This is a genomic window from Mycobacterium sp. NTMscope_MAC_12 (assembly GCF_976985675.1).
Genome location: NZ_CDRJYY010000001.1, coordinates 2312537 through 2335366, shown reverse-complemented (window position 1 = coordinate 2335366; position 22830 = coordinate 2312537). Strand labels below are relative to the sequence as shown.

Sequence of the window (22830 nt, the reverse complement as noted above, 5' to 3'; positions counted from 1 at the left end):
AGACTGTGCGCATGGCACAGATAACGTTGCGTGGAAACCCGATCAACACAGTCGGCGAGCTACCTGCCGTCGGATCCAAAGCCCCCGGCTTCAGCCTGACGGGCGGCGATCTGGCGCCGGTCAGCAGTGAGCAGTTCGGCGGTAAGCCCGTGGTGCTCAACATCTTTCCGTCCGTGGATACCCCGGTCTGCGCGACGAGCGTGCGGACTTTCAACGAGCGCGCCGCCGGGGGCGGGGCGACCGTGGTGAACGTCTCGAAGGATCTGCCGTTCGCGCAGGCGCGTTTCTGTGGCGCCGAGGGCATCGAGAACGTCAAGACCGCGTCGGCGTTCCGGGACAGCTTCGGCGAGGATTACGGCGTCACCATCGCCGACGGCCCGATGGCCGGGCTGCTCGCGCGGGCGATCGTGGTGATCGGCGCCGACGGCAATGTCGCCTACACCGAATTGGTGCCCGAGATCGCGCAGGAGCCCAACTACGACGCGGCGCTGGCCGCGGCGGGCTGATCTCGCCGGACAGCTAGGCGCCGGCCTCGCTGCCGACCGTCCCGAGGCGGTCGGCGGTGGTGGCCAGCGCCTCGCGGCAGCCTTTCCACATCTGATCGATGATGTCGGCGGCCGGGGGCAGGTCGTGGATACGGCCGGCCACCTGGCCGGTGTTGGCGACGCTGGCGTCCAGGTCGCCCTCGAAGTAGAGCCGCTGCACCCGTTGTAGCGCCGCCGCGCCCTCGCCGGCCGACGTCGCGGTGTCCAGCCGCTCGGCGGCGGGCGTGCGGATGACGCGCATCATTCGTTTGCCGTCGAGGGGGAGCAGGACCGTGCCCGTCTCGTCGGCCTCGACGACCGCTCGCTTGAGGTTGCCGTGCACGGGGGAGTCCGCCGAGGCGAGTAACCGCGTGCCCATCTGCACCGCTTCGGCGCCGAGGACGAAGGCGGCCGCCATCGACCGGGCGTCGCAGATCCCGCCGGCGGCCACGATCGGGACGTCGACGTGGGCCGCCACCAAGGGCAGCAGCACCATGGTGGAGGCACCGAAGCGGTTCTTGAATCCGCCGCCCTCGACGCCTTCGACCACGAGCCCGTCCACGCCGGCGTCGACGGCCTTGCGCGCCGCGGCCAGGGTACCCACCACGTGGAAGACCGTGATGCCCGCGTCGTGCAGCCGATCGGTGAACAGCGAGGGGTCCCCGGCCGAGGTGGTCACGAACCGAATGTCGTTGGCGACAAGCAGATCCAGCATGGCGGGATCACGGTTGAAGAGCAGGGCGATGTTGGCGCCGACGGCGCCGTCGGTCAGGTCGCGCACGCGCCGCAGGTCGGCTCGACCTTGATCTGAGGTGGTCTCGATGATGCCGAGGCCCCCGGCGTTCGATACCGCCGCGGCCAGCTGGGCGCCGGCGATGTAGGTCATCGGCGCCTGAATGATCGGGATGTCGATGCCCGCGAGCGTGCAGACCCGGTTGGGCGCTGGGGCTCCGCCGGCGGTACTCATCGGCCGCGCGGGTCGACGAGGTCGCGAAAGCTCTCCGACCGATGGACGGACGCGCCCAGGCTTCGCACTCGCTCGGCCAGGGTTCGGTCGGATGTCACGACGCGAATGTCGTGCGGGTGGGCGTCGGCCGCGACGAGCCGGACGATCTCGTCGTCGGCCGAGTTCGCGGCGGCCCTGGGGGCGTGGGCTATGTCGACCGCCGATGAGGTGAGGGCGGTCGCGGGCGGACGTTCGAACACCACGGTCACCCCGTCTCCTTGGGTGGCTGCCCATCGGTCCAGGCGCTGCACCAACGCGACCATCGCGCCGTTGCGATCCTTCCACCAGCCGTCGGGCCGGCTCCCGATCACGTTCATGCCGTCAACGATCCAGCGCACGAATACACGGTAAGCGACGCGGCGTGACACGCGATTTTCATTCGTCGTGCGTCGGCTGGTTGATACGGTCACCCTCATGACGTCGATCGCCGACACCGAAAACCGGGTCGTTTCGCTGGCGCGCGGTATGCGCGAGCTGGTGGCTGCCCAGGCCGCCGAATCCGAACGCTTGCGCACCCTGACTCCGGCGATCGTCGACGAGATGTGGGCCAGCGGGCTGATGTCCGCGTTCAACCCGGTCGTGGCCGGCGGCGTCGAGCCGTCCTTCACCGAGATGATCGAAACCTGGATCGAAATGGCTTGGCAGGACGGCTCGTTCGGCTGGGTGGGGATCGCCAATCTGCCGTCGTCCTTCGCGGCCGCCGCGTACTTGCCGGACGAGGGCTTCGCCGAAGTGTTCACCGCCCACGACAACCGCGTCACCATGGGCGGTCAGTTCTTTCCCAATGGGCAGGGGTCGGCCGTCGACGGCGGTTACCTCGTCACCGGGGCGTGGAACTTCGGTTCGGGGATCGGGCACTCGCAATACGTTGCGGCCGGATTCCTTCCGACGGACAACGGCGAGATGCGCTGGATCAGTGAGGGTTTCCCCGAGATGCGGGTTGCCATCATTCCCCGGTCCGAGATCAGCTTCGACGACGGCTGGTTTGTCCAGGGGCTCAAGGGAACCGGTTCCTACGACTACAGCGCCACCGACGTGTTCGTCCCCGCCGGCCGCACGTTCGAACTGTTCACGCGGCGCCCGTACCGGGGCACGTCGCCGGCCACCCGGATGGGCCTGATGCCCGTCAGCGCCGCCGGGCACGCCTCGTGGGCGCTGGGGGTGGCCAAGAGCATGCTCGACGACGTGCAAGAGCTGGCCGCGACGAAATTCCGGATGAGCGACATGGCGTCGCTGGCCAGCCGCCCGACCTTCCAGAAGGGACTGGCGCACCACCGAGCGGCCTGGCGAGCGGCCCGCCTGCTGGTGCTCGACGCGTTCACCACCGCCGAGGCGGCGGTGGCGTCGGGGGAGGAGCTCACGCCGGCCCTGCGCGCCGACATGCGAGTGGCCGCCGTCTACGCCACCGACACCGCCCGAGGCTGCGCCGAGTGGGCCCACCTGGTCGCGGGGACCAGCTCGATCCGGGAGGGCAGCCGGCTGGAACGCGCCTTCCGTGACATCTACACCGGAACCCAGCACGCCTTCATCAGTGAGAAGGTGGCCATCGACGTCGCGCAGATATGGCTGGGCATCATCGACGACCAGCCCGGGCTGTGATTCGCCGGCGAACGTTGACGGATCCACTGACGGCCAATCAGCTCCTCGCTAGCATTGCGCCCATGCGCGGCTCCAAGATCCTGATCACCGGTCCGACCGGTCAAATCGCCACCCCCATCGCCCGGGCGCTCGCGGCCGACAACGAAGTGTGGGGAATCGCCCGCTTCACCGATCCCGCCGCGCGAGAAGCCCTGGAGGCGGCCGGAATTCGTTGCGAGGCGGTGAATTTGGCCGCCGGCGACTTCTCCGGTCTGCCAACGGATTTCGATTACGTCCTCAACTTGGCGGTGGCCAAGAGCGGCAGTTGGGACAAGGACCTGGCGGCCAACGCGGAGTCGGTCGGCCTGCTCATGGCCCACTGCCGCGAGGCGAAGGCCTTCCTGCATTGTTCGTCGGCCGCCGTGTACGACCCGCCGGACGACGCCCCGCGCAGCGAGCGCTCCGCCCTGGGCGACAACCACAAGCCGCTGTTTCCCACCTATTCCATCTCCAAGATCGCCGGCGAGGTGGTCGCCCGTTCGGTGGCGCGGGTCATCGGGCTGCCCACCACGATCGCCCGGCTCAACGTCCCCTACGGCGACAACGGCGGGTGGCCGTTCTACCACATGGAGATGATGCTGGCGGGCATCCCGATCCCGGTCCCGCCCGGTGAGCCCGCCCGCTACAACCCGATTCACGAGGACGACATCATCGCCACCATCCCCAAGCTGCTGGAGGTCGCGTCGGTCCCGGCGACCACCGTCAACTGGTGTGGTGACCAGACCGTCAGCCTGCAGGAGTGGTGTGACTACCTCGGCTCCCTGGTCGGCAAGGAGCCGATCTTCGAGGCGAACGAGCAAGCGCTACGCGGCAACCCGACCACCATCGACCGGATGCACGAGCTCATCGGCGGCACCACGGTCGACTGGCAGGACGGAATTCGGCGCATGGCGGCCAAGTTCCACCCTGAACTTGTCGGCGTCTAATACGTTGCAGCACAATACTATTCGACGGCAAATTCGTCGACGACCGGGCTAAGCTCGCGCGCTGACGATGCGGGCAGCCGCCTCCACCGCGGCCGCGCGCCGCTCTGCGATGACGTCCGCGTCCGTGGTCGCCGCGTCGGGGTCGGGCCAGTGGGCCCAGGAGAGCCCGATTCCGAACAGCAGTACCAGCAGTTGGCGAGGGTCCCACCACGGGTCGACGTGGCCGTCGAGCCGGGCCTGTTCCAGCGCGGCGATGGCCGTATCGGGTGGGGATTCGCCCTCGAACTCCGGCTTGTCGAGGGGAAAGCCCTCCAGCTGCGCCCAGGTGATCATCCGCAGATGCTCCGGCCTGTTCTGGGCGAGATCGAAGATGTCACCGACGAACTCGGGCACGGCATCGGGACGCAACTCCACCGCGCGGAAGAACTCCGCGCCGTCGGCGGCTACCACGCCGCGAAAGAGCGTTTCCTTGTCGCCGAAGTGCGCGTACAGGCGTTCCTTGCTCGCGCTCGCGGCCCGCGCGATGCGATCGATGCGCGCGCCCGCCAATCCGTACTGCGCGAATTCCGCTCGGGCAGCGGCGAGAATTTCGCCGCGCAGCTCAGTGGTCGTCCTCACACGGTCATCATAGGCGGACGAACTGGTTCGTTTGTTAGGGTGGTGGGAGCACAAGGTAAATCGTGAAGGAGACGTTGTGATGGGCACGGCCAAGACGCTCGACCAGACCGCTATTGCGACGATGCCGCGGGGCGGCCCTGATGCGTCGTGGCTGGATCGTCGGTTCGAGACCGATGCGCTGGAGTACCTCGACCGCGACGACATCGCCGACGAGGTCAAGCAGAAGGTCATCGGGATGCTGGATCGCATCGGCACCCTGACCAACCAGCACGAAACTTTCGCCCGGATCGCCCTGGACGTTGTCGGCGACATCCCCAACCCACGCGTCCTCGAGCTGGGCGCGGGTCACGGCAAGCTGTCCGCCAAGCTCCTCGAACTGCACCCCACGGCTACGGTCACCGTCTCCGATGTGGACTCCACCTCGGTCGCCAACATCAACGCGAGTGAGCTCGGCGCTCACCCTCGGGCGCACGCCGAGGTGATCGACGCAACCGCCATTGACGCCCCGGACGACAGCTATGACCTGGTGGTGTTTGCGATGGCGTTTCACCACTTGCCGCCGGCGATCGCCTGTCGCGCCATCGCCGAGGCCACCCGGGTCGGGAAGCGGTTCTTGGTCATTGACCTCAAGAGGCGAACGCCGTTGGCTACCTTGCTGTTTCCGGTGATGGCGTTGCCGGTGAACCTCGCGCTATTGCCGTGGTCCTGGATACCACCGACGTTGCACGACGGGTTCATCAGCGCGTTGCGGGCATACAGCACATCGGCGCTCGAGACCCTTGGCCACGCCGCCGCCCCGGGGATACGGGTCGAGGTCCTGACCTCGCCGCGCCGACTCGGGATGCCGGCGAGCATCGTCGTGTTCTCGCGTCCGGACGGCCCCGCCGACCATGAGTGACGACGTTGATCTGGTTGGCATCATGGAACCCAGTGGGCGCGTCCGGTCGCTGCGCCGGGTGCTCGATGTGGTGACCAACCGGCTGCAACCCGTTCTGGACCTGTCCCGGCCGTACGTCGACGGCCTGGAGAATCTGCCGCCCGACGGGCGATTCCTGTTGGTGGGTAACCACACTCAGTTCGGCTCCGAGGTCTTTCTGATCCCAGACACGGTGCGCCGCAGCATCGGAACGCGGGTGCGGCCGCTGGCTGACCGGAATTTCGGGCGGCTGCGGGGGCTGCCCGCCGACCTGATGGCGGCGTTCGGCGGCGTCATCGGCGCACCCGAGACTGTCCGCGAACTGATGCGCCACGACGAAACCATCCTGGTGTTTCCCGGCGGCGGACGCGAGATCGCGAAATTCAAGGGCGAGGAGTACGCGCTGCGTTGGCAAGGACGCTCCGGATTCGCCCGCGTTTCGGTGGAGAACGGCTACCCGATCGTGCCGGTCGGGCTGGTCGGGGGCGACGACGTCTATCGCAGTTGGACCACACGCGACAGCGCGTACGCGAAGTTCAGTGCGGCGCTGACTCGACGACTGAATGGCCGACCGGACATGGCGATGCCGTTGGTGCGGGGGATTGGCCCCACCCTCATCCCGCGGCCGCAGCGGATGTATTTGCGGTTCGGCGCCCCGATCGACACCACGACACCGCTCGGTGTCGAGAACCAGCAGTGGGTGGACATCGTAAAAGAGCGGACTCGACGGCGACTGGAAACCCTACTGGCCGAACTGCTTCGGTTGCGGGAAAAGGATCCCTACCGCGGGCTCAACCCGCTGGCATGGCGCAGCGCCACGACAGCCTGAAGGTTCGACGCACGGTCAGAGACGCACGGGTTTAGGCGATTTGCGGCCCGGGGTGGCAGCATCGAACGAGTGACCGGCAGATCGGACGCGACGGCGCAGCGGCTGCGGACCCTGGCGCTGTTGCGTCGCGTCCGGGACCGCATCGACCGGGACTACACGCAACCGTTGAACGTCGAAGCGCTGGCACGTGACGCGCACATGTCCGCCGGCCACCTCAGCCGCGAATTCCGGTCTGCCTACGGCGAATCGCCGTACTCCTACTTGATGACGCGGCGCATCGAGCGCGCGATGGCGCTGCTTCGCCGCGGCGATCTGAGCGTCACCGAGGTGTGCTTCGCGGTCGGCTGCTCGTCATTGGGCACCTTCAGCAGCCGATTCACCGATTTGGTCGGTGTGCCGCCCAGCACCTACCGCCGGCAGTCGGCGGATGCGCTGGCCGGCATACCTCCATGCGTGGAAAAACAGGTGACGAGACCGATCAGGAATCGAGAAGCAGCCGCCGTCGCACCGGGCCTAGCCTGACCGCATGAACATCACCATTCACTCGAGCTTCCTTCCCCATGACGATCCGGAATCGTCGCTCGCCTTCTATCGCGACGTCCTCGGCTTCGAAGTCCGCCTCGACGTCGGCAAGGGCACGATGCGCTGGATCACGGTCGGCCCGCCGAACCAGCCGGACACCTCCATCGTCTTGAACCCCCCCGCCGCCAACCCGGGCCTCACCGACGACGAGCGCCGCTCCATCGCCGAGATGATGGCCAAGGGCAGCTACGCCATGCTGCTGCTGGCCACCAAGGACCTGGACGGCACCTTCGAACGCCTGCAGGACAACGATGTCGACATCGTCCAGGAGCCCACCGACCAGCCGTACGGCCTTCGCGACTGTGCCGTCCGCGATCCCGCGGGCAACCTCATTCGCATCCAAGAACTGCGCTGAGGCCATCCGCCTGCGAATGCTTGACCAGCCGTGTGCAGAATGCTAAGCAAGTGCTCAGCACTGAGCGCATTCGGCGCTGGTGCGACGACTGGCAAGACGAAAGGGATCAGATGACGGTGCAGGCGGTACTGGACGACATTCGAAAGCGCCCCGGAACGGGGGACGTCATCACGGTCATCGATCCCGCGACCGAAGAGACGATCACCGAATTCACCGACTGCGGGCAGGAAGCGGTCAACGACGCCGCCGCGCGGGCGAAGGAGTCGTTCGAGTCGGGTGTCTGGTCCGAGCTTCCCGGCCGCGAGCGGGCCAAGGTCTTGTGGCGGATCGGGGATTTGATCGACGAACACGCCGAGGAGTTCGCCCAACTCGACTCCCTGAACACGGGAATGCCGTTGATGCAGGCCCAGTTACAGATGTCCACCTGTTCGGAGTTCTTCCGCTACTACGCCGGTTGGTGTTCGAAGATCAACGGCGTCGCCTACGACGTGAAGACCGACGGCATCGCCACCGACAACTACGTCAACATGCACGCCTACACGCTCAAAGAGCCCTACAGCGTGGTGGGCCTGATCTTCCCGTGGAACGGCCCGATCTTCAATGCCAGCGCGAAGCTCGCGCCGGCCCTGGCCGCGGGCGGCAGCCTGCTCGTCAAGCCCGCCGAGGAGACGCCGCTGTCGGCGGTGCTGTTGGACAGGCTCATTCACGAGGCCGGCGTGCCCGAGGGCGTCGTCAACCTGCTGACCGGTTACGGCCACACCGCGGGCGCCGCGATCACCGCACACCCCGACGTCCAGAAGGTCGCCTTCACCGGCTCGACCGAGGTCGGCAAGGAGATCGTGCGGGCCTCGGCGGACAACCTGAAGAAGGTCACGCTGGAACTGGGCGGGAAATCGCCGGTGCTGATCTTCGACGACGCCAACCTCGACAACGCCATCATGATGGCGTCGCTGGGCATCTTCGTGCACTCCGGCCAGGGCTGCGTGTGCGGGTCACGCATCTTCGCCCAGCGCGGCGTCTACGACCGGGTCGTGGAAGGCGTTGCGATGATGGCGAATTCGTTCAAGCTGGGCGCCCCCAGCGAGGAGGGCTGCGTCAGTGGCCCGCTGATCAGCCAGAAGCAGCTGAACCGGGTCATGGGCTTCATCGACGAGGGCAAGCAGGACGGCGTGGAGGTGGTCACCGGCGGCCACCGCCTGGACCGCAAGGGCTACTTCGTCCACCCGACGGTCCTCACCAACGTCGGCACGAGCATGCGGCTGTACCAGCAGGAGATCTTCGGGCCGGTGGTCACCATCCTGCCGTTCGACGACGAAGACGAGGCCGTGGCCCTGGCCAACGACACCACCTACGGCCTGGCGGCCACCGCGTGGACGGAGAACCTCGGTCGGGCCCACCGGATCATGAGGCGGTTGCAGGCCGGCAGCGTTCAGGTCAACTGCCAGCTGGTCTTCGACCACGATGTGCCGTTCGGCGGCTACAAGCAGTCCGGCTGGGGTCACGAGTTCGGTAAAGAGGGCCTGGAGATCTACCTGAAGACGAAGTCGGTCTGGGCCCAGCTCTAGACCCCTGTCAGACCCCGCCGCCGGCTATCCGACGCGCGAGAGTGCAACTGCCGACACGTTTTTCGACTTGATTTCAAGGGATGGATGCAACACATCTTCTGAGTGAGGAGTGTTGCGATGGCCAATGGGACGTTGCGGTCGCGGGTTCCGGTGTTTTGGGAATGTGTTCGGCGGGGCCTTGATCCGGGCTCGGCGGGCGTGGCCGTCGGCGTGTCGCAAGGCACGGGTCGGCAGTGGTTCCGTGAGGCTGGCGGGGTGAAACCCCGTTTCAGGACACCGAATATCTGCGGTCCCCGGCCGCGGTTGAGCTTGCAGGAACGCATCGAGATCCAGGCCGGTGTGCATGCCCAGGAATCTTTGCGCTCGATCGGGCGCCGGTTGGGCCGGCCAGCATCGACGATTAAGCGTGAGATCGACAGCAACTGCGAGTTGCGTAACCGCCATACGGGCTGCAAATCGGGGTATCGGCGCAAAGAGGCGTTCGGGGCCCGCCAAAGCGGCAAGACCGCGAGCGTGCGCTATCTGGCCGTGTCGGCGCATGACCGTGCCGCTGATCGGGCGCGGCGCCCCAAGACCCGCAAGCTCGCGATCAATGACAGGCTGCACGCCGAAGTGCAGACTCGGTTAAAACAGTTGCATAGCCCAACTCAGATAGCCGCGCGGCTGCGCCGCGACTTCCCTGATGATCCGGAGATGCGGGTGTCCCACGAGGCCATTTACCAGGCCATTTACGTTCAGGGCCGCGGCTCGTTGCGCCGCGAGCTGCATCGGTGCCTGCGGACCAAACGCGCGGTGCGCCGATCCCAGCACCAGCCCGGGGCCCGCCGCCACGGACGTATCCCCGACATGGTCAATATCAGCCAACGCCCACCCGAGGTCGCCGACCGTGCCGTCCCCGGTCACTGGGAAGGCGACCTGATCCTGGGCAGCACCAAATCGGGGTCCGCGATTGGCACTCTGGTTGAGCGCACCACCCGTTTTGTCATGCTCTTGCACCTGCCCGATGACCACGGCGCCCTGGCGGTGCAAAACGCCATCGTGGCCAAAATGGCCGAGTTGCCCGACCATCTACGCCGCTCGTTGACCTGGGACCAGGGCAAGGAGTTGACCAACCACCTCGCCATCGCTGACGCCACTGACTTGGATATCTACTTCTGCGATCCACACTCGCCGTGGCAACGCGGTAGCAACGAGAACACCAATGGGCTTTTGCGCCAATACTTTCCGAAAGGCACCGACCTATCGGTCTATGGCGCCGGCTACCTGGACTACGTCGCCGCCGAACTCAACGGACGACCACGCCAAACCCTGGACTGGAATACACCCGCCGAAGCCCTCAACGAACTATTGTCCAAACCACCCACCGTGCATCCACCGCGTGAAACCGCCCGAGAGAGACCGTCGGTAGTCGCACTCTCGCGCGCAAGCTGCACGGACGGGGCAGGTCAGTAGGGCGGCGACGAGGCTGCTATAACGCACGTATGTCAGGCCCAGCGCACACGATCACCCATGTTTCGGATACGGCCCGCTGGACGGCGTTGCACCGGGCGACCGAATCGGCCCGTCCCGACGCGTTGTTCAGCGACCCGCTCGCCGGGCTTCTCGCCGGTGACCACGGCCGCGCGATCGTCGACAACGTGCCCCGCACGACCCGCAATGGTTGGTGGCTGGTCGCCCGGACCAAGATCATCGATGACGCCATCGCCGAAGCGATCGCCGACGGTTGCGACCGGGTGCTGAATCTGGCCGCCGGGTTGGACACCCGGCCGTATCGGCTCGACCTTCCGCCCGACTTCGTCTGGGTGGAGGCGGATCTGCCGAAGCTGCTCTCCGAAAAGACGGAAGTGCTGGCCGACCAGGTACCGCGCTGCCGGTTGACGCGGGCCGCCGTCGACCTTGCCGACCCGCAGGCCCGGGATGCCTTCCTAAACGAGGCGCTCGACGGCGCGACCAAGGCGTTGGTGCTCACCGAAGGCCTGTTGATGTATCTGGAAGACGCTGACGTGACAGCCCTTTCCGCGGCGATCAAGCGGCCCGAGGTCCACTGGTGGATGCTCGACTTCGCCGGGCCCGGTTTGAAGAAGATGATGAACAAGAAGATGGCGGGCATGTTGCAGAACGCGCCATTCAAGTTCGCGCCCGAGAACGGGCTGGCCTACTTCGAAAACCTCGGCTGGCGCACCGTCGACGTGGAAGCGCTGTATCTAGCCGCTCGCCGGATGCATCGCTTGCCGCTCGTGATGCGCCCACTTGCCTGGCTGCCGCAGCCAGATCCCCGCAGCCCGGGTGGCAGGGCATGGAGCGCGACCGCCCTGCTGACGCAGTGAGAGCGCCCGTCTACCAGACACGGATCCAGTCGATGAGCATGTCGGCGGGGTAGGTGCCGGGGCCCGGGTCTTCGCCGCCCGATCCGGCCACCGCCAGGTTGAAGACCGGATAGGCCGCGTAGCCCGGCCCGTTGAAAGGCCAATCGGGCAGGGAACTGGCCGGCACGTCGAAGTAGGGCGCGGCACCGTCGGTGTAGTCCTTCCAGAACCGGATGCCCGCCTCGTCCCACTGCGTGCGCCAGGTATGCCAGGCGCTGTCCACCGCGATGTTGTGCGTCTTCCATTCGCCGCCGTTGGCCTTGGCGTGCACGGTGGTGGCCGACGGCCACTTGCCGTTGCCGTACCACTCCATGACGTCGATCTCGCCCTGATCGTCATTGCCGAGCCAGTACGCGGGCCAGGCGCCCGCGGTCAGGCAGTTCAGCTTGATCCGGGCCTCCCAGGTGTGGCCGACCCCGCCGCGCCACAGGCTCTGCACCTTGCCGCTGTAGTAGGTGGGCCCGTCCTTGGCGGCGCGCAGCACCAGATTCGACTTGCCGTCCAGGAACACGTTCCGGCGATCATCGCGGTACTGGCCGATGTTCTCGGGGCGCTCCCAATAGGTCGGGTCCTTGATCGTCTCGCGGGCCTTCGCCACTGCCCATTTGGACGCATCGGGTGCCGAACCGGCAGGGCCGTCGAACTCGTCGGCGAAAATATAGGTCCCCGACTGGCCGCTGGGTGCGGCAGGCGCCGGGATCCGACCGGCGGGTTCATCCCGTCCGGCCGGGTGGGCCCAGGCTTTCGGGGCCGGCAGCGCGGCTGCCAGCACGCCGATCCCGGTCGTCAGAATCATGCGGCGACGATCGATCTCCGGCATAAGCAAGGGACCATAGCAGCCAACCGTGCACGACGTTAAACGGGAATTGTCGGAGCGTGCCGCTATGGTGCGAATCGCGGCCGGGTCAGCGCGGACGGCGGCACGGCAGTGGCATCCGAACGAGGCCTGAGGAATTCATGGTCAATTCTCATCTTGACGGATGGTTTGGTCTCAGGATTCGGCGGGCATTCTGGAATCACGATCCAATAACCACTGTCCTAGCTTTTGCGCGTGGTCTGAGAGGAGTGACGATCGTGGCGAATAACCAAGAAGGCACGGTTATCTTCCTTCAGTCCCACCCGGTATGGGCCGCCGCCCAACGTCGGGAACGCGAACGTAACGAAGCGATGCGTCGCCACCCTTCGTTTCGCGCCCGTCAGCGCGCCGCGGTCTCGGGCAGTGCGGTTATTCCGCTGATCCGCAATTTCAGGGCCTGCTCCAGCAGTAACACCCCGGCCTGATCACCTTTTTGATTCGCCGGGCGCGCGTAGCGCCCTTTATCGTCCCAGCCGGCGGCCGGCGGCCTGGCCATCACCCCCGGCGTGAATCCGTACGCCGCAAGGGTGCGCCCCGCCGCGCATTTCCGCCGGCCCCGGCGGCGGCGGAACCCAGCGCATTAGCTCCACCCTCGACCGCCTTGGCCGCCCAGGCGGCCGCGGGCGTCAAACCTTTCATGAATGTCGTCACGGCAACAATGGCGTTAGTGCCCTGCGCGGCTGCCGTTGCCGTTGGCATGAATGGCCCGAGTACTTGCTGTGCAGCGCGACCATATCGTCGATCATCGTGTATTCCGAAATATAGTGGTCAATACTTTTCAGCGCGGCGTAAATGCGCGCCGAGTTGACCGCGGGCGGCAGCAAGCCATAGTCCGTTGCTCTGGTCCCTCAGTAGCCCCGCGCGCTCAGTCGGCCGACGCCGCGTTGGCCGCCTCGGTCGCCGCATACGAGCCGGCGCTCGCGGCCAACATCACCGCCAGCAAGTCTTGAATCGCGGCCGCGCGCGCACTCAGTTCCTGAAACCGCTGAGCATGAGCGGCAAACCGCACCGCGGCCAAGACCGAAACCTCATCGGCCGCCGCCGGAACGACCGCGACCGTCGGGCCCGCCGCGGCGGTGTTCTCGGCGTTCAGCGCGGCGCCGATCGATTGGAGGTTTGCGGCCGCGGCCGACAACTTGTCTGGAGCACCAGATACGAATGACATCCGATTTCCCTTCAGCGGACTTGGACCGGAACGAACACGTCGGCGTGCCCGGTTGCCCCGAGACGCTATTTATCGGGTTGCGGCGAACTCAACACGTCCGACGTAGCCAAAAGGACGCTGAACTTCGGTTTTCGTACACGTTCTCGTTGATTTTAATTGATCTTTTGGCGGCACTATAAACAGGCACAATCCACCTTATGAATTTGCTATAGACATATATATCGCGGCCGGAAAAACATATACTGCGGCTGAACATATGTATTCTATTTTAGTTTCCGCTCGCACATTGACTCAGCGGTCCTCGGGCCTGATCCGGCGACGGTCCGCCGCGCCGGGTTCCGGGCGGGATATTTACACCGATTGCCATAGATACTACGGTTCGTAGTAGTCGCCCCTCGAGCTGATCGAGTGGTGCGACCGCTGGGGATTCGACGAGGCATGGGTCGGTGAGCATCACTCCGCCGCCTGGGAGAATATCGCCGATCCGGCGATGTTCCTGGCGGTTGCCGGGCAACGGACCCAACGGATCCGGCTTGGTTCCGGGATGGTCAGCCTGCCGTACCACCATCCGATGATGGTGGCCGACCGGTTCGTGCAACTCGACTACCTGACCCAGGGCCGCGCCATGCTGGGCGTCGGTCCGGGCACACTGGTCTCCGACGCGACGATGATGGGCATCGACCCGGTGACCCAGCGGCCGCGGATGAACGAGGCGCTCGGCGTGATCATTCGGCTGCTGGCCGGTAAGACCGTCACCCACCACAGCGACTGGTTCACGTTGGAGGAGGCTCGGCTGCAACTGCTTCCGATGAACGGTTCGATGCCGATCGCCGTCGCGTCGAGCACCTCGCCGTCGGGTATGACGGCGGCGGGCACGCATGGGGTCGGCGTGCTGTCACTCGGCGCCGGCCTGATCGGCGGCAAGAAGGATCTGGCTGCGCACTGGGCGCTGGGGAGAAGGCCGCCGCGGAGAGCGGCAAACAACTGCGGCGCGAGGAGTGGCGCTTGGTGATCCGCGCACATCTGGCGCCCACGCGGGAACAGGCCAAGGCCGAGGTGCGCGAAGGCCGCGAGGCGGAACGTGTCGGGTGCTCAAGCGAGTGGCCGGGCTGAGGAACGACTACACGCTCGATCAGGAGATCGAGGAGGACGCCGCCATCGTCGGCACGCCGGACGGACATGATCGAGGCGTTGCACCGGCTGCAGAACGTCACCGGCGGGTCAGGCGGCTTCCTGGTGCTGGCCGGCGACTGGGGCCGACCGTGAGACCACGCTGCGCAGCTACGAGTTGATGGGGCGCTACGTGATCCCAGAATTCCGTGGGCATTTGGACCCGCTTCGGGCCAGCTACGACACGGTGGTGGCCAAGAAGCGCGACTATTGGCGCGCCTGCGATGGCCGCGATCAAGAAGGCCTACGAGGACGCCGGCCAGCAGATCCCCGAGGATCTGAACCCCACCCACCTGCGTTAGGCGTGGCCCGTCGGAACTTCCTGCGATTCCTGCACTTCCGGCGTACCGCGTTGCGCGACGGCCCGGCGCAGGTCGTCGTCCCACCGGGGGAAGACGTCGGTGTGGATGCCGAATTGGTCGAGAGCGCGGCCGACGGAGTGGTCGACAATGTCCTCGATGCTGGTGGGCCGGAAATAGAAGGCCGGCACCGGCGGAAAGATGGTGCCGCCGGATTCGCTGATGGTCGCCATGTTGCGCAGGTGGATCAGGTTGAGTGGCGCTTCGCGCACCATGAGCACCAAACGGCGACGTTCCTTGAGGACGACGTCCGCCGCCCGGGACAGTAGCGAGCTGGACACGCCGTTGGCTATCTCGCCCACGCTGCGCATCGATGCGGGCGCGATCAGCATGCCCCGCGTGAGGAAGGAACCTGACGCCATGGGGGCGCCGACGTCGGTGACGCTGTACACGTGGTCGGCGCGGGCCTCAATTTCCTCTCGGGTCAGGTCGGTTTCGTAGGCGCGGGTCAGGTGCCCGGCGCGGGTGACGATGAGGTGGGTCTCGATGCCGACGCTGCGCAGCACGTCGAGGGCCCGGACACCGTAGACGATTCCGGTGGCGCCGGTGATCCCGACGATGAGGCGGTCGGGCTGGGTCGGCTGGATCATCACGGATACTCCAAGTCGAGATCGGGGGCATACGGGCGGGGGTCGACGTCGCGGAAGTGCGCGCGTTCGAACTGGGCTTGCATGTGAAACGGTGCGGTGGCGTCGAAAATTGTTTTGCAGCTGGTGCCTTTAGCCGGCAGCGTCGGGTCGTACTCCGGCTGCTGGGTCGGATCCAGAACGTGGCCGGCCACACCGGGAATGGTGATGATGTCGCGGTTACCCTGCATCCGGGTTTGCATCGCCCACAGCACGTCGTCGCTGTCGAAGATGTCGACGTCGGCATCCACCAGGATGACGTTCTTCAACTCCGAATAGACACCCAACGCCACGAGCGCGGCTTGGCGCGCGCGACCGTCATCAAAGGCCTTGGTCTTGTTGCACTTGAGGATGGCCAGGAACTTGCCGCCCCCGGCGCTATGGGAGTAGACGTCGGTCACGAAGCCGGGCATGGCGTCGTGCAGGGCGTGGAAAATGCTGGCCTCCGTGGGGATTCCGGCGAGACTGACGTGCTCTTCGCCGGGGCCGACCAGGGTCTGCAAAATCGGATCGGTGCGGGTGGTCACCGCGGTCACCTTGATCACCGGCAACGCGGGGTTGGCCGGCCCGTCGTAACCGGGGAACTCCGGCATGGCGTGCCCGGTGTGGGTGTTCTGGTCTTCGGCCTGCCGTTCCCCGGGAATGATGTGCCCCTCGATGACGACCTCGGCCGAGGCGATTGCCTTCTGTTCGACCGTGACGCCCCTGACAAGTTCGACCGGCCTGCCGCGCAGGCCGCCGGCGATGGCCAGCTCGTCGTAGCCGAGCGGGGTTGTCGGCGCTTCGAAGGTGGCGCCGATCGGGATCGCCGGGTCCAGGCCCATGTTGACCGTGATCTCGAATTTTCGTCCCTCGGCTTCGGCGCGTTGCCGGAAGGCGTCGATGTGGCGGCCGGGCGCGAAGAAGATCGTCATCTCGTCGCGGCCCTGCACGCACAACCGGTGAATGGTGACATCGGTGCCGAGTTCTGGGTCGCTGCCCAGCACCAAACCGAGGCAGAAGTAGGGGCCGGCATCCAGGTCGGTGTTGGTGGGCGCGGGCAGCAGAGTCCGCAGATCGAAGTCCGGGGCGTCGGCGCGATGCACGACCTCTTGACAGGGCGCCTGGTCGCCACTGAAATCCGTTGGTCCCAAGGCGTTTTCGTAGGCTTCGGCCATGCGTTGGGTGAGCCGGTTCGCCGGTGATTCGAGCAGGATGCCGACACGTTTGCGGCTGGCCATCAGTCCGACGAGCACCCGCCAGCCGGGGAAGCCGGTCACGTTGTTGAAAATCATGGCCGGTCCGATGCGTGTCGGTCGTTCGACGGTTCCACCGGCGCCGATGCGGCGGTAGACGCCGGCGAGTTCGCCGATAGGGTCGATCGGACGGTCGGTCTCGATCAGCTGCTTGGGATGGCGCGCTAGCCTGGCGAGCGCGGATCTGAGGTCGACGATCTGGTCATCCGGCAATGGCTAAATCCCTCCGCGCGCAGCTGGAGTTCCTAATACCCGTCTGTGCCGGGATCAACGCACGCACCAGCCGCCGGAAACAACACGGGCGTCTGGAGCCTGGGCTATCGGCGCCTAGCCGAATCGATCAGAGCTTGCCCGCGACGAAGTCGGCGGCCTCATTGGCCATGCCCGCGTCGATGTAGGCGCCGGCGAGATGCTGCGGCCAGTTCTGCTTCCACGTGTTGGGGTCGGCCGGGTTGCAGATCGGGTCGGCGCCGTGGCACAGCTCGATGGTCCGGTCGTTATAGGTCGGGTTGAAGTTGGTGATCGGACCCACCCATTGGCTTCCGTTACCGAACAACGCGACCGCGGCGATGTGCTGATCGACGCCCGGCGGCAGGGGGCTGTCGAAACCGAACGCGCCGATGGGCGCCGCGAGCACGACGTCGGTGACGGCCGCGCCCAGCGAGTAGCCGCCGAGCACCAGCCGCGTGTCGGGGCAACTGTTGACCACGTCCTGGATGTGGTGGCTCATGTCGTTGGCGCCCTGGGCGACCTCGGTGTCGGCGGGGTATCGCACGGCATAGGCGTCGACGGTCCGGTTCACCTTGGACCGCAGGGCACTGATGAACGCGTTGCCCAGCACGCCGGGTCCGGGCGACTCATTGCGGCCGCGGGCAAACACAACCTGCACCGGCGGGCAGGCGGCCGCCGCCGGTGGCGCCGCGAGTGGCGACGCGGGCGGAAGGGGTGCGGCAGCCAGCACAAGGGCGGCCGCGACCGTGACCGCGGCAAGGCCGACAGCACCGAATTTACGAATAGGCAAGGCGCGCACGCCCATGATGGTAAAGGGATCGCGCCGCGCCCGCTGGCCGGCCGGCACGACGACCTCGTGTGATCGCTCAGCGCGAACATCGACCACGGCGACGGCGGCGCCGATCCAGACGATAGGTTCACCTGATGGATCACGTCGACGCGGGCGCGCCCGAGCGCTTGTTCGCACTGGCCGAACAGGTACAAGGTTTCATGCCGGCCGACGAAGGGCGCGCGCTCTACGACGCCGCGCTGCGCTATCTCCGCGGCGGCACCGGCGTGGAGATCGGGACATACTGCGGCAAGTCCACGCTGTTGCTGGGCGCGGCGGCGCAGCAGACCGCCAGCGTGCTCTACACGATCGACCACCACCACGGCTCCGAGGAGCATCAGGCCGGCTGGGAATACCACGACGCCTCGCTGGTGGACGAGGTCACGGGCTTGTTCGACACCCTGCCGACGTTTCGTCGCACCCTCGACACCGCCCAGTTGGACGAACACGTCGTCACGATCGTCGGCAAGTCGCCCCTGGTGGCGCGGGCGTGGCGGGCCCCGTTGCAGTTCCTGTTCATCGACGGCGGCCACAGCGAGGACGCCTCGAACCGGGACTTCGACGGTTGGGCCAAGTGGGTCGATGCCGGTGGGGCGCTGGTCATCCACGACGTGTTCCCCGACCCCAAAGACGGTGGGCGTCCGCCGTATTACATCTACTGCCGCGCAATCGATTCCGGGAAGTTCCGGGAGGTATCGGCCACCGGATCGCTACGGGTGCTCGAACGGGTCGGCGGCCAGCCCGGGGAGCCGGTGTAGCGGAGGTCTGCGCTTACCGGCCCGGCCCGGTGACGACGCATTCGCAGTCGAAGTCGGTCTGCAGGCCCATCGGTAGCGCGTCGCCGCGGAAGATCCCCGCGCCGGCGGTCGCGCCCGACAGGGCGTCCGCCGCCAGGATCATCGCGGCGCCGGTCCAGGTGGTGCGCTCCTCGGGCCACCGTTTCCCGTCCGCGAAAACCAGGCCCGTCCAATAGGATCCGTCGTCCTCGCGAAGGTGCTGCATCGCGGCGAACTGGCGATGGGCGTCCTGGCGCTGGCCGAGGGCATCCAGCGCCATCACCAGCTCGCACGTCTCGGCGCCGGTGACCCAGGGGCGATCGCCGACGCATCGGATGCCCAGACCATCGACCACGAAGTCATCCCAGCGCTGCTTGATGCGCGCGGCCGCCGCCGGACCACGCAAGGCGCTGCCGAGGATCGGGTAGTACCAGTCCATCGAGTAGCGCTCTTTTTCGGTGAACGCCTCCGGGTGGTCGGTGATGGCGTGGCCCAGTCTGCCCACCGCCAATTCCCACTCCGGCTGGGGATCGTCAACGAAGGCGGCCAGCGCGAGCGCGCAGCGGATGCTGTGAAACACGCTGGAGCACCCGGTCAGCAGGGCCTCCGGCAACAGACCGGCTTCGCTTCGAGCCCAAGCGATCTCGCCGTTGCCGATCTGCATGTCGATGACGAAGTCAATCGCCTTGTGCACCACCGGCCACATCTCGGCCGCGAACGACGCGTCGCCGGTGACCACTACGTGGTGCCAGACACCCGCGGCAATGTAGGCGCAGAAGTTGCTGTCACTGTTGGCGTCTTCGATCACACCCGCCCGAAACTGGATGGGCCAGGAGCCATCCGACCGCTGGGTGCGGCGGCTCCAGTCGAAGGCCGCCCGCGCCGGCTCCAGCAGCCCGGCGGTGGTGAGCGCCATCGCGCACTCCACGTGATCCCACGGGTCGGTGTGGCCGCCGTCGAACCAGGGGATGGCTCCCGAGGATTCCTGTGCGGCGGCAATGGACAGCGCGGTCTGTCGGCATTGTTCGGGAGTGAGTACCCCCGCGACCGCGGGCAGGTTAGACCGATGCAACTGAATATCCCGCGGTCGCTTGGCTATCGGCCTGCTGTTGTTTGACGAAGTACATCGCCACGCTCTTGCCCACCAGCGGGTTGAGCAGCGACTCGGCCAGCTGGGTGACCTTGGGTCGCTGCATCAGATCCCAGACCAGAAGCTTGTGGTAGGCGGTCACCGCCCGGTGGTCGGTGTTGGAGACGCCCACAGCGCATTTGAGCCACCAGAAAGGGGAGTGCAGCGCGTGCGCGTGATGGGTATGCGTCAATTCCATTCCGCCATCGAGGATCTTGCCGCGCAATTCGTTGGCCCGGTAGATCCGCACGTGGCCGCCCTCGTTGGCGTGGTATTCGTCGGACAGCAACCAGCACACCCGCTCGGGCAGCCAGCGCGGCACGCTGACCGCCAGCGTGCCACCGACTTTGAGCACCCTGATCAGTTCGGCGATGGCGATGTCGTCGTGCGGTATGTGCTCCAGAATCTCCGAGGCGATGACGCAGTCGAATGTCTGGTCGGCGTAGGGCAACTTGAGCGCATCCCCGACGACCACCTTCGCCGAGGCGCCGGCGGGCGCCTCGCCGTTGTCGGCCATCGCGCGCAAAATGGTGTCCACCGACCGTAATTCGTCCTCATCGCGGTCAAAGGCGACAACGTCGGCACCACGCCGGTACGCTTCGAAGGCGTGCCGGCCCGCGCCGCAACCCACGTCGATGACCTTGCTCGACGGCCCGATCCCCAGCCGGTCGAAATCGACTGTCAGCATGTCGCTTCGCCTCGCGCGGCGCGTGCGATCGCCCGCTCGTAGACCCGAACGGTTTGGGCGGCGACGGCTTCCCAGCTGAACACGTCGACTGCGCGTGTCCGTCCCGCCTTGCCGAGGTGGCGGCGCTTTTCCGGAGAATCCAGGAGTTCACCGAGCGCGCGGGTCAGGGCGTCCACGTCGGCGGGTGGCACCAGCTCGGCGCAAGCGCCGTCCGTCCCAAGGACTTCCGGCAGCGCGCCCACCCGGCTGGCGACGATCGGGGTGCCGCTGGCCATGGCCTCCACGGCCGGCAGCGAGAAGCCTTCGTAGAGCGACGGGATGCAGGCCACCTCCGCGGACGCGAACAACGCCGCGAGCTCGGCGTCGGAGAGCCCGCTGGTGATGTGCACGATGTCGGAGATGCCGAGCTCGGCGATGAGCTTGTGGGTCGGGCCGTTGGGTTCGACCTTGGCGACGAGCCGCAGCTCGAGATCCCGGACGGTGCGCAGCCTGGCGACGGCCTGCAGCAGGGTGCGGACGCCTTTCAGCGGGGTGTCGGCGCTGGCGATCGCGATGATGCGGCCCGGCTCCCGCGGGCCGGAGCCCGGTTTGAACAGCTCGGTGTTCACCCCGAGCGGCACCACGTGCAGCTGGTCCGGCGAGACACCGAAGTCACTGATGATGTCGGCGGCCGACGACGACGAGACCGTCAACAGGTCGGGGATGTGGCGGGCGACCTCCTGCTGCATGTCCAAGAACCCATACCAGCGGCGCACCAACGGTTTTCGCCACCATCGCGCCGCCGCCAGATCCAGCACCCGATCGCGGGTGATCGGGTGGTGCACCGTGGCCACCACCGGCAGCCCCGCGCCCGCGATGCTGAGCAGTCCGGTGCCCAGGCTCTGGTTGTCGTGGACGACGTCGAAATCGGCTGCCCGCTCGGCCAACAACCGTGCGGCCCGCATCGTGAAGGTCCGCGGTTCGGGAAAGCCCGCGGTCCATGTGGTCAGCAATTCCAGAAGGTCGATGGAGTCGCGGATTTCGCTCGGCCGCGGCACCCGGAACGGGTCGGGTTCCCGATAGAGATCAAGGCTCGGAACCTCGGTGAGCCGGACGCGGGGGTCGAGCAGGTCGGGATAGGGCTGGCCGGAAAACACCTCGACGTCATGACCGAGTTCCACCAGGCCGTGGCTGAGATGGCGCACGTAGACGCCCTGTCCGCCGCAATGGGTCTTACTACGGTAGGACAGCAGGGCAATTCGCATACTCAACTCTTCTGTGCTGGAAAATGACCGCGGAAAGGCGCCGAATCCATCGCGGTCAACGGGCTCCCGAACTCCGTGACAGCAAACTGGACATGTGTCCAGACTATAGTTCGGTCACCTAAGTGAGCGCAACGAGCCCGAGATCCACCGCCCCGCGCGACGACGGCTTCCGGGATATCCGACACGCCAAGATCATGCCACTGGCCGACGGCGGCCGGCTTTCCGGCCGGTGGGTCGCGGCCGCTGACCGGCGACAACGCGCGGTCGGGGGGCTTTGTTACCATCGCGCGGTGCGGGATTCGGCTGCACCGGCGGGACACACGCCGCGCTCTGTTTCCAGACGCGACGTCCTGAAGTACGCGCTCGCCCCGGCCCTGCTGAGCGTGGGCGCGGTCGGCGCGATTGCCGAGGGGCCGCAAGCGGCGGCCGCCGGTCTGACGCTGATCGATTTCGCCGAGAAGAGGATCGCACCGGAGGAGATCAAGGCCGCGGGATACGGCGGGGTGGTCAATTACGTGTCGGAGTCGCGCCCCGGCGCGAACTTCGAGGCGAAGCCCATTACCCGCCAGTACGCGGACTCGCTGCGCGCGGCGGGGTTGCAGATCGTCAGCAACTTCCAGTACGGCAAGCCGGGTTGGCCCGACCCGTCGGACTGCACCCGCGGGCACGACGGCGGCGTGGCCGACGCCCAGACGGCGATGCGGCTGCACGCCGCGGCCGGGGGACCGGATTCGGCGCCGATCTTCTTCAGCATCGACGACGATATCGACGACAACACCTGGAATAGCGTTGGTGTCGACTGGTTTCGGGGGATCAACTCCGTGCTGGGCGTCGCTCGTACCGGCATCTACGGGCATGCCAGGGCGTGCGTGTGGGCCATCCGCGACGGCGTCATCGGGAGTTCCAGCACGCCGGGCCACCGGTGGGCGTGGCAGACGCGTTCGTGGTCGCACGGGGAGCGCGAACCGGCGGCGGTGCTCTATCAGGCCGTCGTCAACAGCCCGTCGAACCCGGGCCCGCTGCTCGGCGGGATCAACGTGGACGTCGACGCCGTCCTCGCGGCCGATTATGGGCAATGGGATCTGGCCCGCTGATCCGCGCGTCGACCGTGGGGCTCATGCACGAAAAGCGGCGGCCCGTTTCAGTGCACAAGCCCCACACTCGAAACGGCACCCCGCGCGCCGATGGCCCGCGGGG

24 protein-coding genes and 1 pseudogene are annotated in these 22830 nt (G+C 66.7%); 14 read left to right on the top strand and 11 right to left on the bottom strand.

Annotation, left to right across the window (positions count from 1 at the left end):
- Positions 1 to 11 precede the first annotated feature (11 nt).
- Positions 12 to 506 carry a thiol peroxidase gene (gene tpx / locus AC0KS4_RS10730; RefSeq protein WP_238955829.1) on the top strand — a complete coding sequence of 165 codons (495 nt, stop codon included), beginning with the start codon at positions 12 to 14 and terminating at the stop codon, positions 504 to 506.
- Positions 507 to 519: 13 nt separating this feature from the next.
- On the opposite strand, the gene AC0KS4_RS10725 is transcribed toward tpx, so the two are convergent.
- Positions 520 to 1491 carry an NAD(P)H-dependent flavin oxidoreductase gene (locus AC0KS4_RS10725; RefSeq protein ID WP_275254119.1) on the bottom strand — a complete coding sequence of 324 codons (972 nt, stop codon included), beginning with the start codon at positions 1489 to 1491 and terminating at the stop codon, positions 520 to 522.
- The gene (locus AC0KS4_RS10720; protein WP_238955828.1) at positions 1488 to 1868 is read right to left on the bottom strand and encodes an NYN domain-containing protein; all 381 of its coding nucleotides are present in this window, start codon (positions 1866 to 1868) and stop codon (positions 1488 to 1490) included. The genes AC0KS4_RS10725 and AC0KS4_RS10720 overlap by 4 nt, the downstream gene beginning before the upstream one ends.
- A 76-nt stretch (positions 1869 to 1944) precedes the next feature.
- On the opposite strand from AC0KS4_RS10720, the gene AC0KS4_RS10715 reads away from it, so the two are divergent.
- Positions 1945 to 3129, top strand: a complete 1185-nt coding sequence (locus tag AC0KS4_RS10715; protein WP_238955827.1) for an acyl-CoA dehydrogenase family protein — start codon at positions 1945 to 1947, stop codon at positions 3127 to 3129.
- A 62-nt stretch (positions 3130 to 3191) separates the two neighbouring features.
- A complete protein-coding gene (locus AC0KS4_RS10710; RefSeq protein ID WP_225329271.1) occupies positions 3192 to 4094 on the top strand; it encodes an NAD-dependent epimerase/dehydratase family protein in 903 nt (300 codons plus the stop codon).
- A gap of 48 nt (positions 4095 to 4142) precedes the next feature.
- Here the strand turns inward: AC0KS4_RS10710 and AC0KS4_RS10705 are convergent, their stop codons facing one another.
- Positions 4143 to 4712, bottom strand: a complete 570-nt coding sequence (locus tag AC0KS4_RS10705; RefSeq protein WP_225329272.1) for a TetR/AcrR family transcriptional regulator — start codon at positions 4710 to 4712, stop codon at positions 4143 to 4145.
- A 79-nt stretch (positions 4713 to 4791) separates the two neighbouring features.
- On the opposite strand from AC0KS4_RS10705, the gene AC0KS4_RS10700 reads away from it, so the two are divergent.
- The 7 genes and pseudogenes from AC0KS4_RS10700 (at position 4792) to AC0KS4_RS10670 (ending at position 11286) form a co-directional block, all read left to right on the top strand.
- Positions 4792 to 5610 carry a class I SAM-dependent methyltransferase gene (locus tag AC0KS4_RS10700; RefSeq protein ID WP_225329273.1) on the top strand — a complete coding sequence of 273 codons (819 nt, stop codon included), beginning with the start codon at positions 4792 to 4794 and terminating at the stop codon, positions 5608 to 5610.
- On the top strand, positions 5603 to 6457 hold the full coding sequence (locus AC0KS4_RS10695) for a lysophospholipid acyltransferase family protein (protein ID WP_238955826.1): 855 nt from the start codon (positions 5603 to 5605) through the stop codon (positions 6455 to 6457). The genes AC0KS4_RS10700 and AC0KS4_RS10695 overlap by 8 nt, the downstream gene beginning before the upstream one ends.
- 69 nt (positions 6458 to 6526) lie before the next feature.
- A complete protein-coding gene (locus tag AC0KS4_RS10690; protein WP_238955825.1) occupies positions 6527 to 6979 on the top strand; it encodes a helix-turn-helix transcriptional regulator in 453 nt (150 codons plus the stop codon).
- A 4-nt stretch (positions 6980 to 6983) separates the two neighbouring features.
- Positions 6984 to 7394, top strand: coding sequence for a VOC family protein (locus AC0KS4_RS10685; RefSeq protein ID WP_238955824.1), 411 nt, complete (start codon positions 6984 to 6986; stop codon positions 7392 to 7394).
- Between the two features lie 110 nt (positions 7395 to 7504).
- Positions 7505 to 8959 (top strand): aldehyde dehydrogenase family protein, encoded by a 1455-nt coding sequence (locus tag AC0KS4_RS10680; protein WP_238957281.1) that lies wholly within the window; start codon positions 7505 to 7507, stop codon positions 8957 to 8959.
- A gap of 117 nt (positions 8960 to 9076) precedes the next feature.
- A pseudogene (locus tag AC0KS4_RS10675) lies at positions 9077 to 10312 on the top strand (IS30 family transposase); the annotation flags it as partial.
- Positions 10313 to 10440: 128 nt separating this feature from the next.
- On the top strand, positions 10441 to 11286 hold the full coding sequence (locus AC0KS4_RS10670; protein WP_238955823.1) for a class I SAM-dependent methyltransferase: 846 nt from the start codon (positions 10441 to 10443) through the stop codon (positions 11284 to 11286).
- Between the two features lie 10 nt (positions 11287 to 11296).
- Here AC0KS4_RS10670 and AC0KS4_RS10665 read toward each other — a convergent pair whose 3' ends face one another.
- Positions 11297 to 12145, bottom strand: a complete 849-nt coding sequence (locus AC0KS4_RS10665) for a glycoside hydrolase family 16 protein (protein WP_225329279.1) — start codon at positions 12143 to 12145, stop codon at positions 11297 to 11299.
- A gap of 254 nt (positions 12146 to 12399) precedes the next feature.
- On the opposite strand from AC0KS4_RS10665, the gene AC0KS4_RS10660 reads away from it, so the two are divergent.
- The gene (locus tag AC0KS4_RS10660) at positions 12400 to 12606 is read left to right on the top strand and encodes a hypothetical protein (protein WP_238955822.1); all 207 of its coding nucleotides are present in this window, start codon (positions 12400 to 12402) and stop codon (positions 12604 to 12606) included.
- Between the two features lie 440 nt (positions 12607 to 13046).
- On the opposite strand, the gene AC0KS4_RS10655 is transcribed toward AC0KS4_RS10660, so the two are convergent.
- Entirely contained in the window at positions 13047 to 13346 is a 300-nt protein-coding gene (locus AC0KS4_RS10655) for a PE family protein (RefSeq protein WP_225329282.1), read from the bottom strand.
- Between the two features lie 400 nt (positions 13347 to 13746).
- Between AC0KS4_RS10655 and AC0KS4_RS10650 the strand changes: the two genes are divergently transcribed.
- A complete protein-coding gene (locus AC0KS4_RS10650; protein WP_275254311.1) occupies positions 13747 to 14358 on the top strand; it encodes an LLM class flavin-dependent oxidoreductase in 612 nt (203 codons plus the stop codon).
- 456 nt (positions 14359 to 14814) lie between these two features.
- On the opposite strand, the gene AC0KS4_RS10645 is transcribed toward AC0KS4_RS10650, so the two are convergent.
- From AC0KS4_RS10645 to AC0KS4_RS10635, 3 genes are all read right to left on the bottom strand, one after another.
- Positions 14815 to 15465 (bottom strand): UbiX family flavin prenyltransferase, encoded by a 651-nt coding sequence (locus tag AC0KS4_RS10645; RefSeq protein ID WP_238955821.1) that lies wholly within the window; start codon positions 15463 to 15465, stop codon positions 14815 to 14817.
- A complete protein-coding gene (locus AC0KS4_RS10640; protein ID WP_238955820.1) occupies positions 15465 to 16949 on the bottom strand; it encodes a UbiD family decarboxylase in 1485 nt (494 codons plus the stop codon). The genes AC0KS4_RS10645 and AC0KS4_RS10640 overlap by 1 nt, the downstream gene beginning before the upstream one ends.
- 127 nt (positions 16950 to 17076) lie before the next feature.
- On the bottom strand, positions 17077 to 17772 hold the full coding sequence (locus AC0KS4_RS10635; RefSeq protein WP_225329297.1) for a cutinase family protein: 696 nt from the start codon (positions 17770 to 17772) through the stop codon (positions 17077 to 17079).
- 119 nt (positions 17773 to 17891) lie between these two features.
- Here AC0KS4_RS10635 and AC0KS4_RS10630 point away from each other — a divergent pair, with 119 nt between their 5' ends.
- A complete protein-coding gene (locus tag AC0KS4_RS10630; RefSeq protein WP_225329285.1) occupies positions 17892 to 18554 on the top strand; it encodes a class I SAM-dependent methyltransferase in 663 nt (220 codons plus the stop codon).
- A gap of 13 nt (positions 18555 to 18567) precedes the next feature.
- Here AC0KS4_RS10630 and AC0KS4_RS10625 read toward each other — a convergent pair whose 3' ends face one another.
- Genes AC0KS4_RS10625 through AC0KS4_RS10615 form a run of 3 tightly spaced genes read right to left on the bottom strand, consistent with a single transcriptional unit; the run spans position 18568 to position 21633 of the window.
- Complete coding sequence (locus tag AC0KS4_RS10625; RefSeq protein WP_238955819.1) at positions 18568 to 19644, bottom strand: prenyltransferase; 1077 nt, start codon at positions 19642 to 19644, stop codon at positions 18568 to 18570.
- The gene (locus AC0KS4_RS10620) at positions 19631 to 20389 is read right to left on the bottom strand and encodes a class I SAM-dependent methyltransferase (RefSeq protein ID WP_238955818.1); all 759 of its coding nucleotides are present in this window, start codon (positions 20387 to 20389) and stop codon (positions 19631 to 19633) included. Before AC0KS4_RS10620 ends, AC0KS4_RS10625 begins: the two co-directional genes overlap by 14 nt.
- Positions 20383 to 21633, bottom strand: a complete 1251-nt coding sequence (locus AC0KS4_RS10615; protein ID WP_225329288.1) for a glycosyltransferase family 4 protein — start codon at positions 21631 to 21633, stop codon at positions 20383 to 20385. The genes AC0KS4_RS10620 and AC0KS4_RS10615 overlap by 7 nt, the downstream gene beginning before the upstream one ends.
- 290 nt (positions 21634 to 21923) lie before the next feature.
- On the opposite strand from AC0KS4_RS10615, the gene AC0KS4_RS10610 reads away from it, so the two are divergent.
- On the top strand, positions 21924 to 22727 hold the full coding sequence (locus AC0KS4_RS10610) for a DUF1906 domain-containing protein (RefSeq protein WP_238955817.1): 804 nt from the start codon (positions 21924 to 21926) through the stop codon (positions 22725 to 22727).
- Positions 22728 to 22830: the final 103 nt, after the last annotated feature.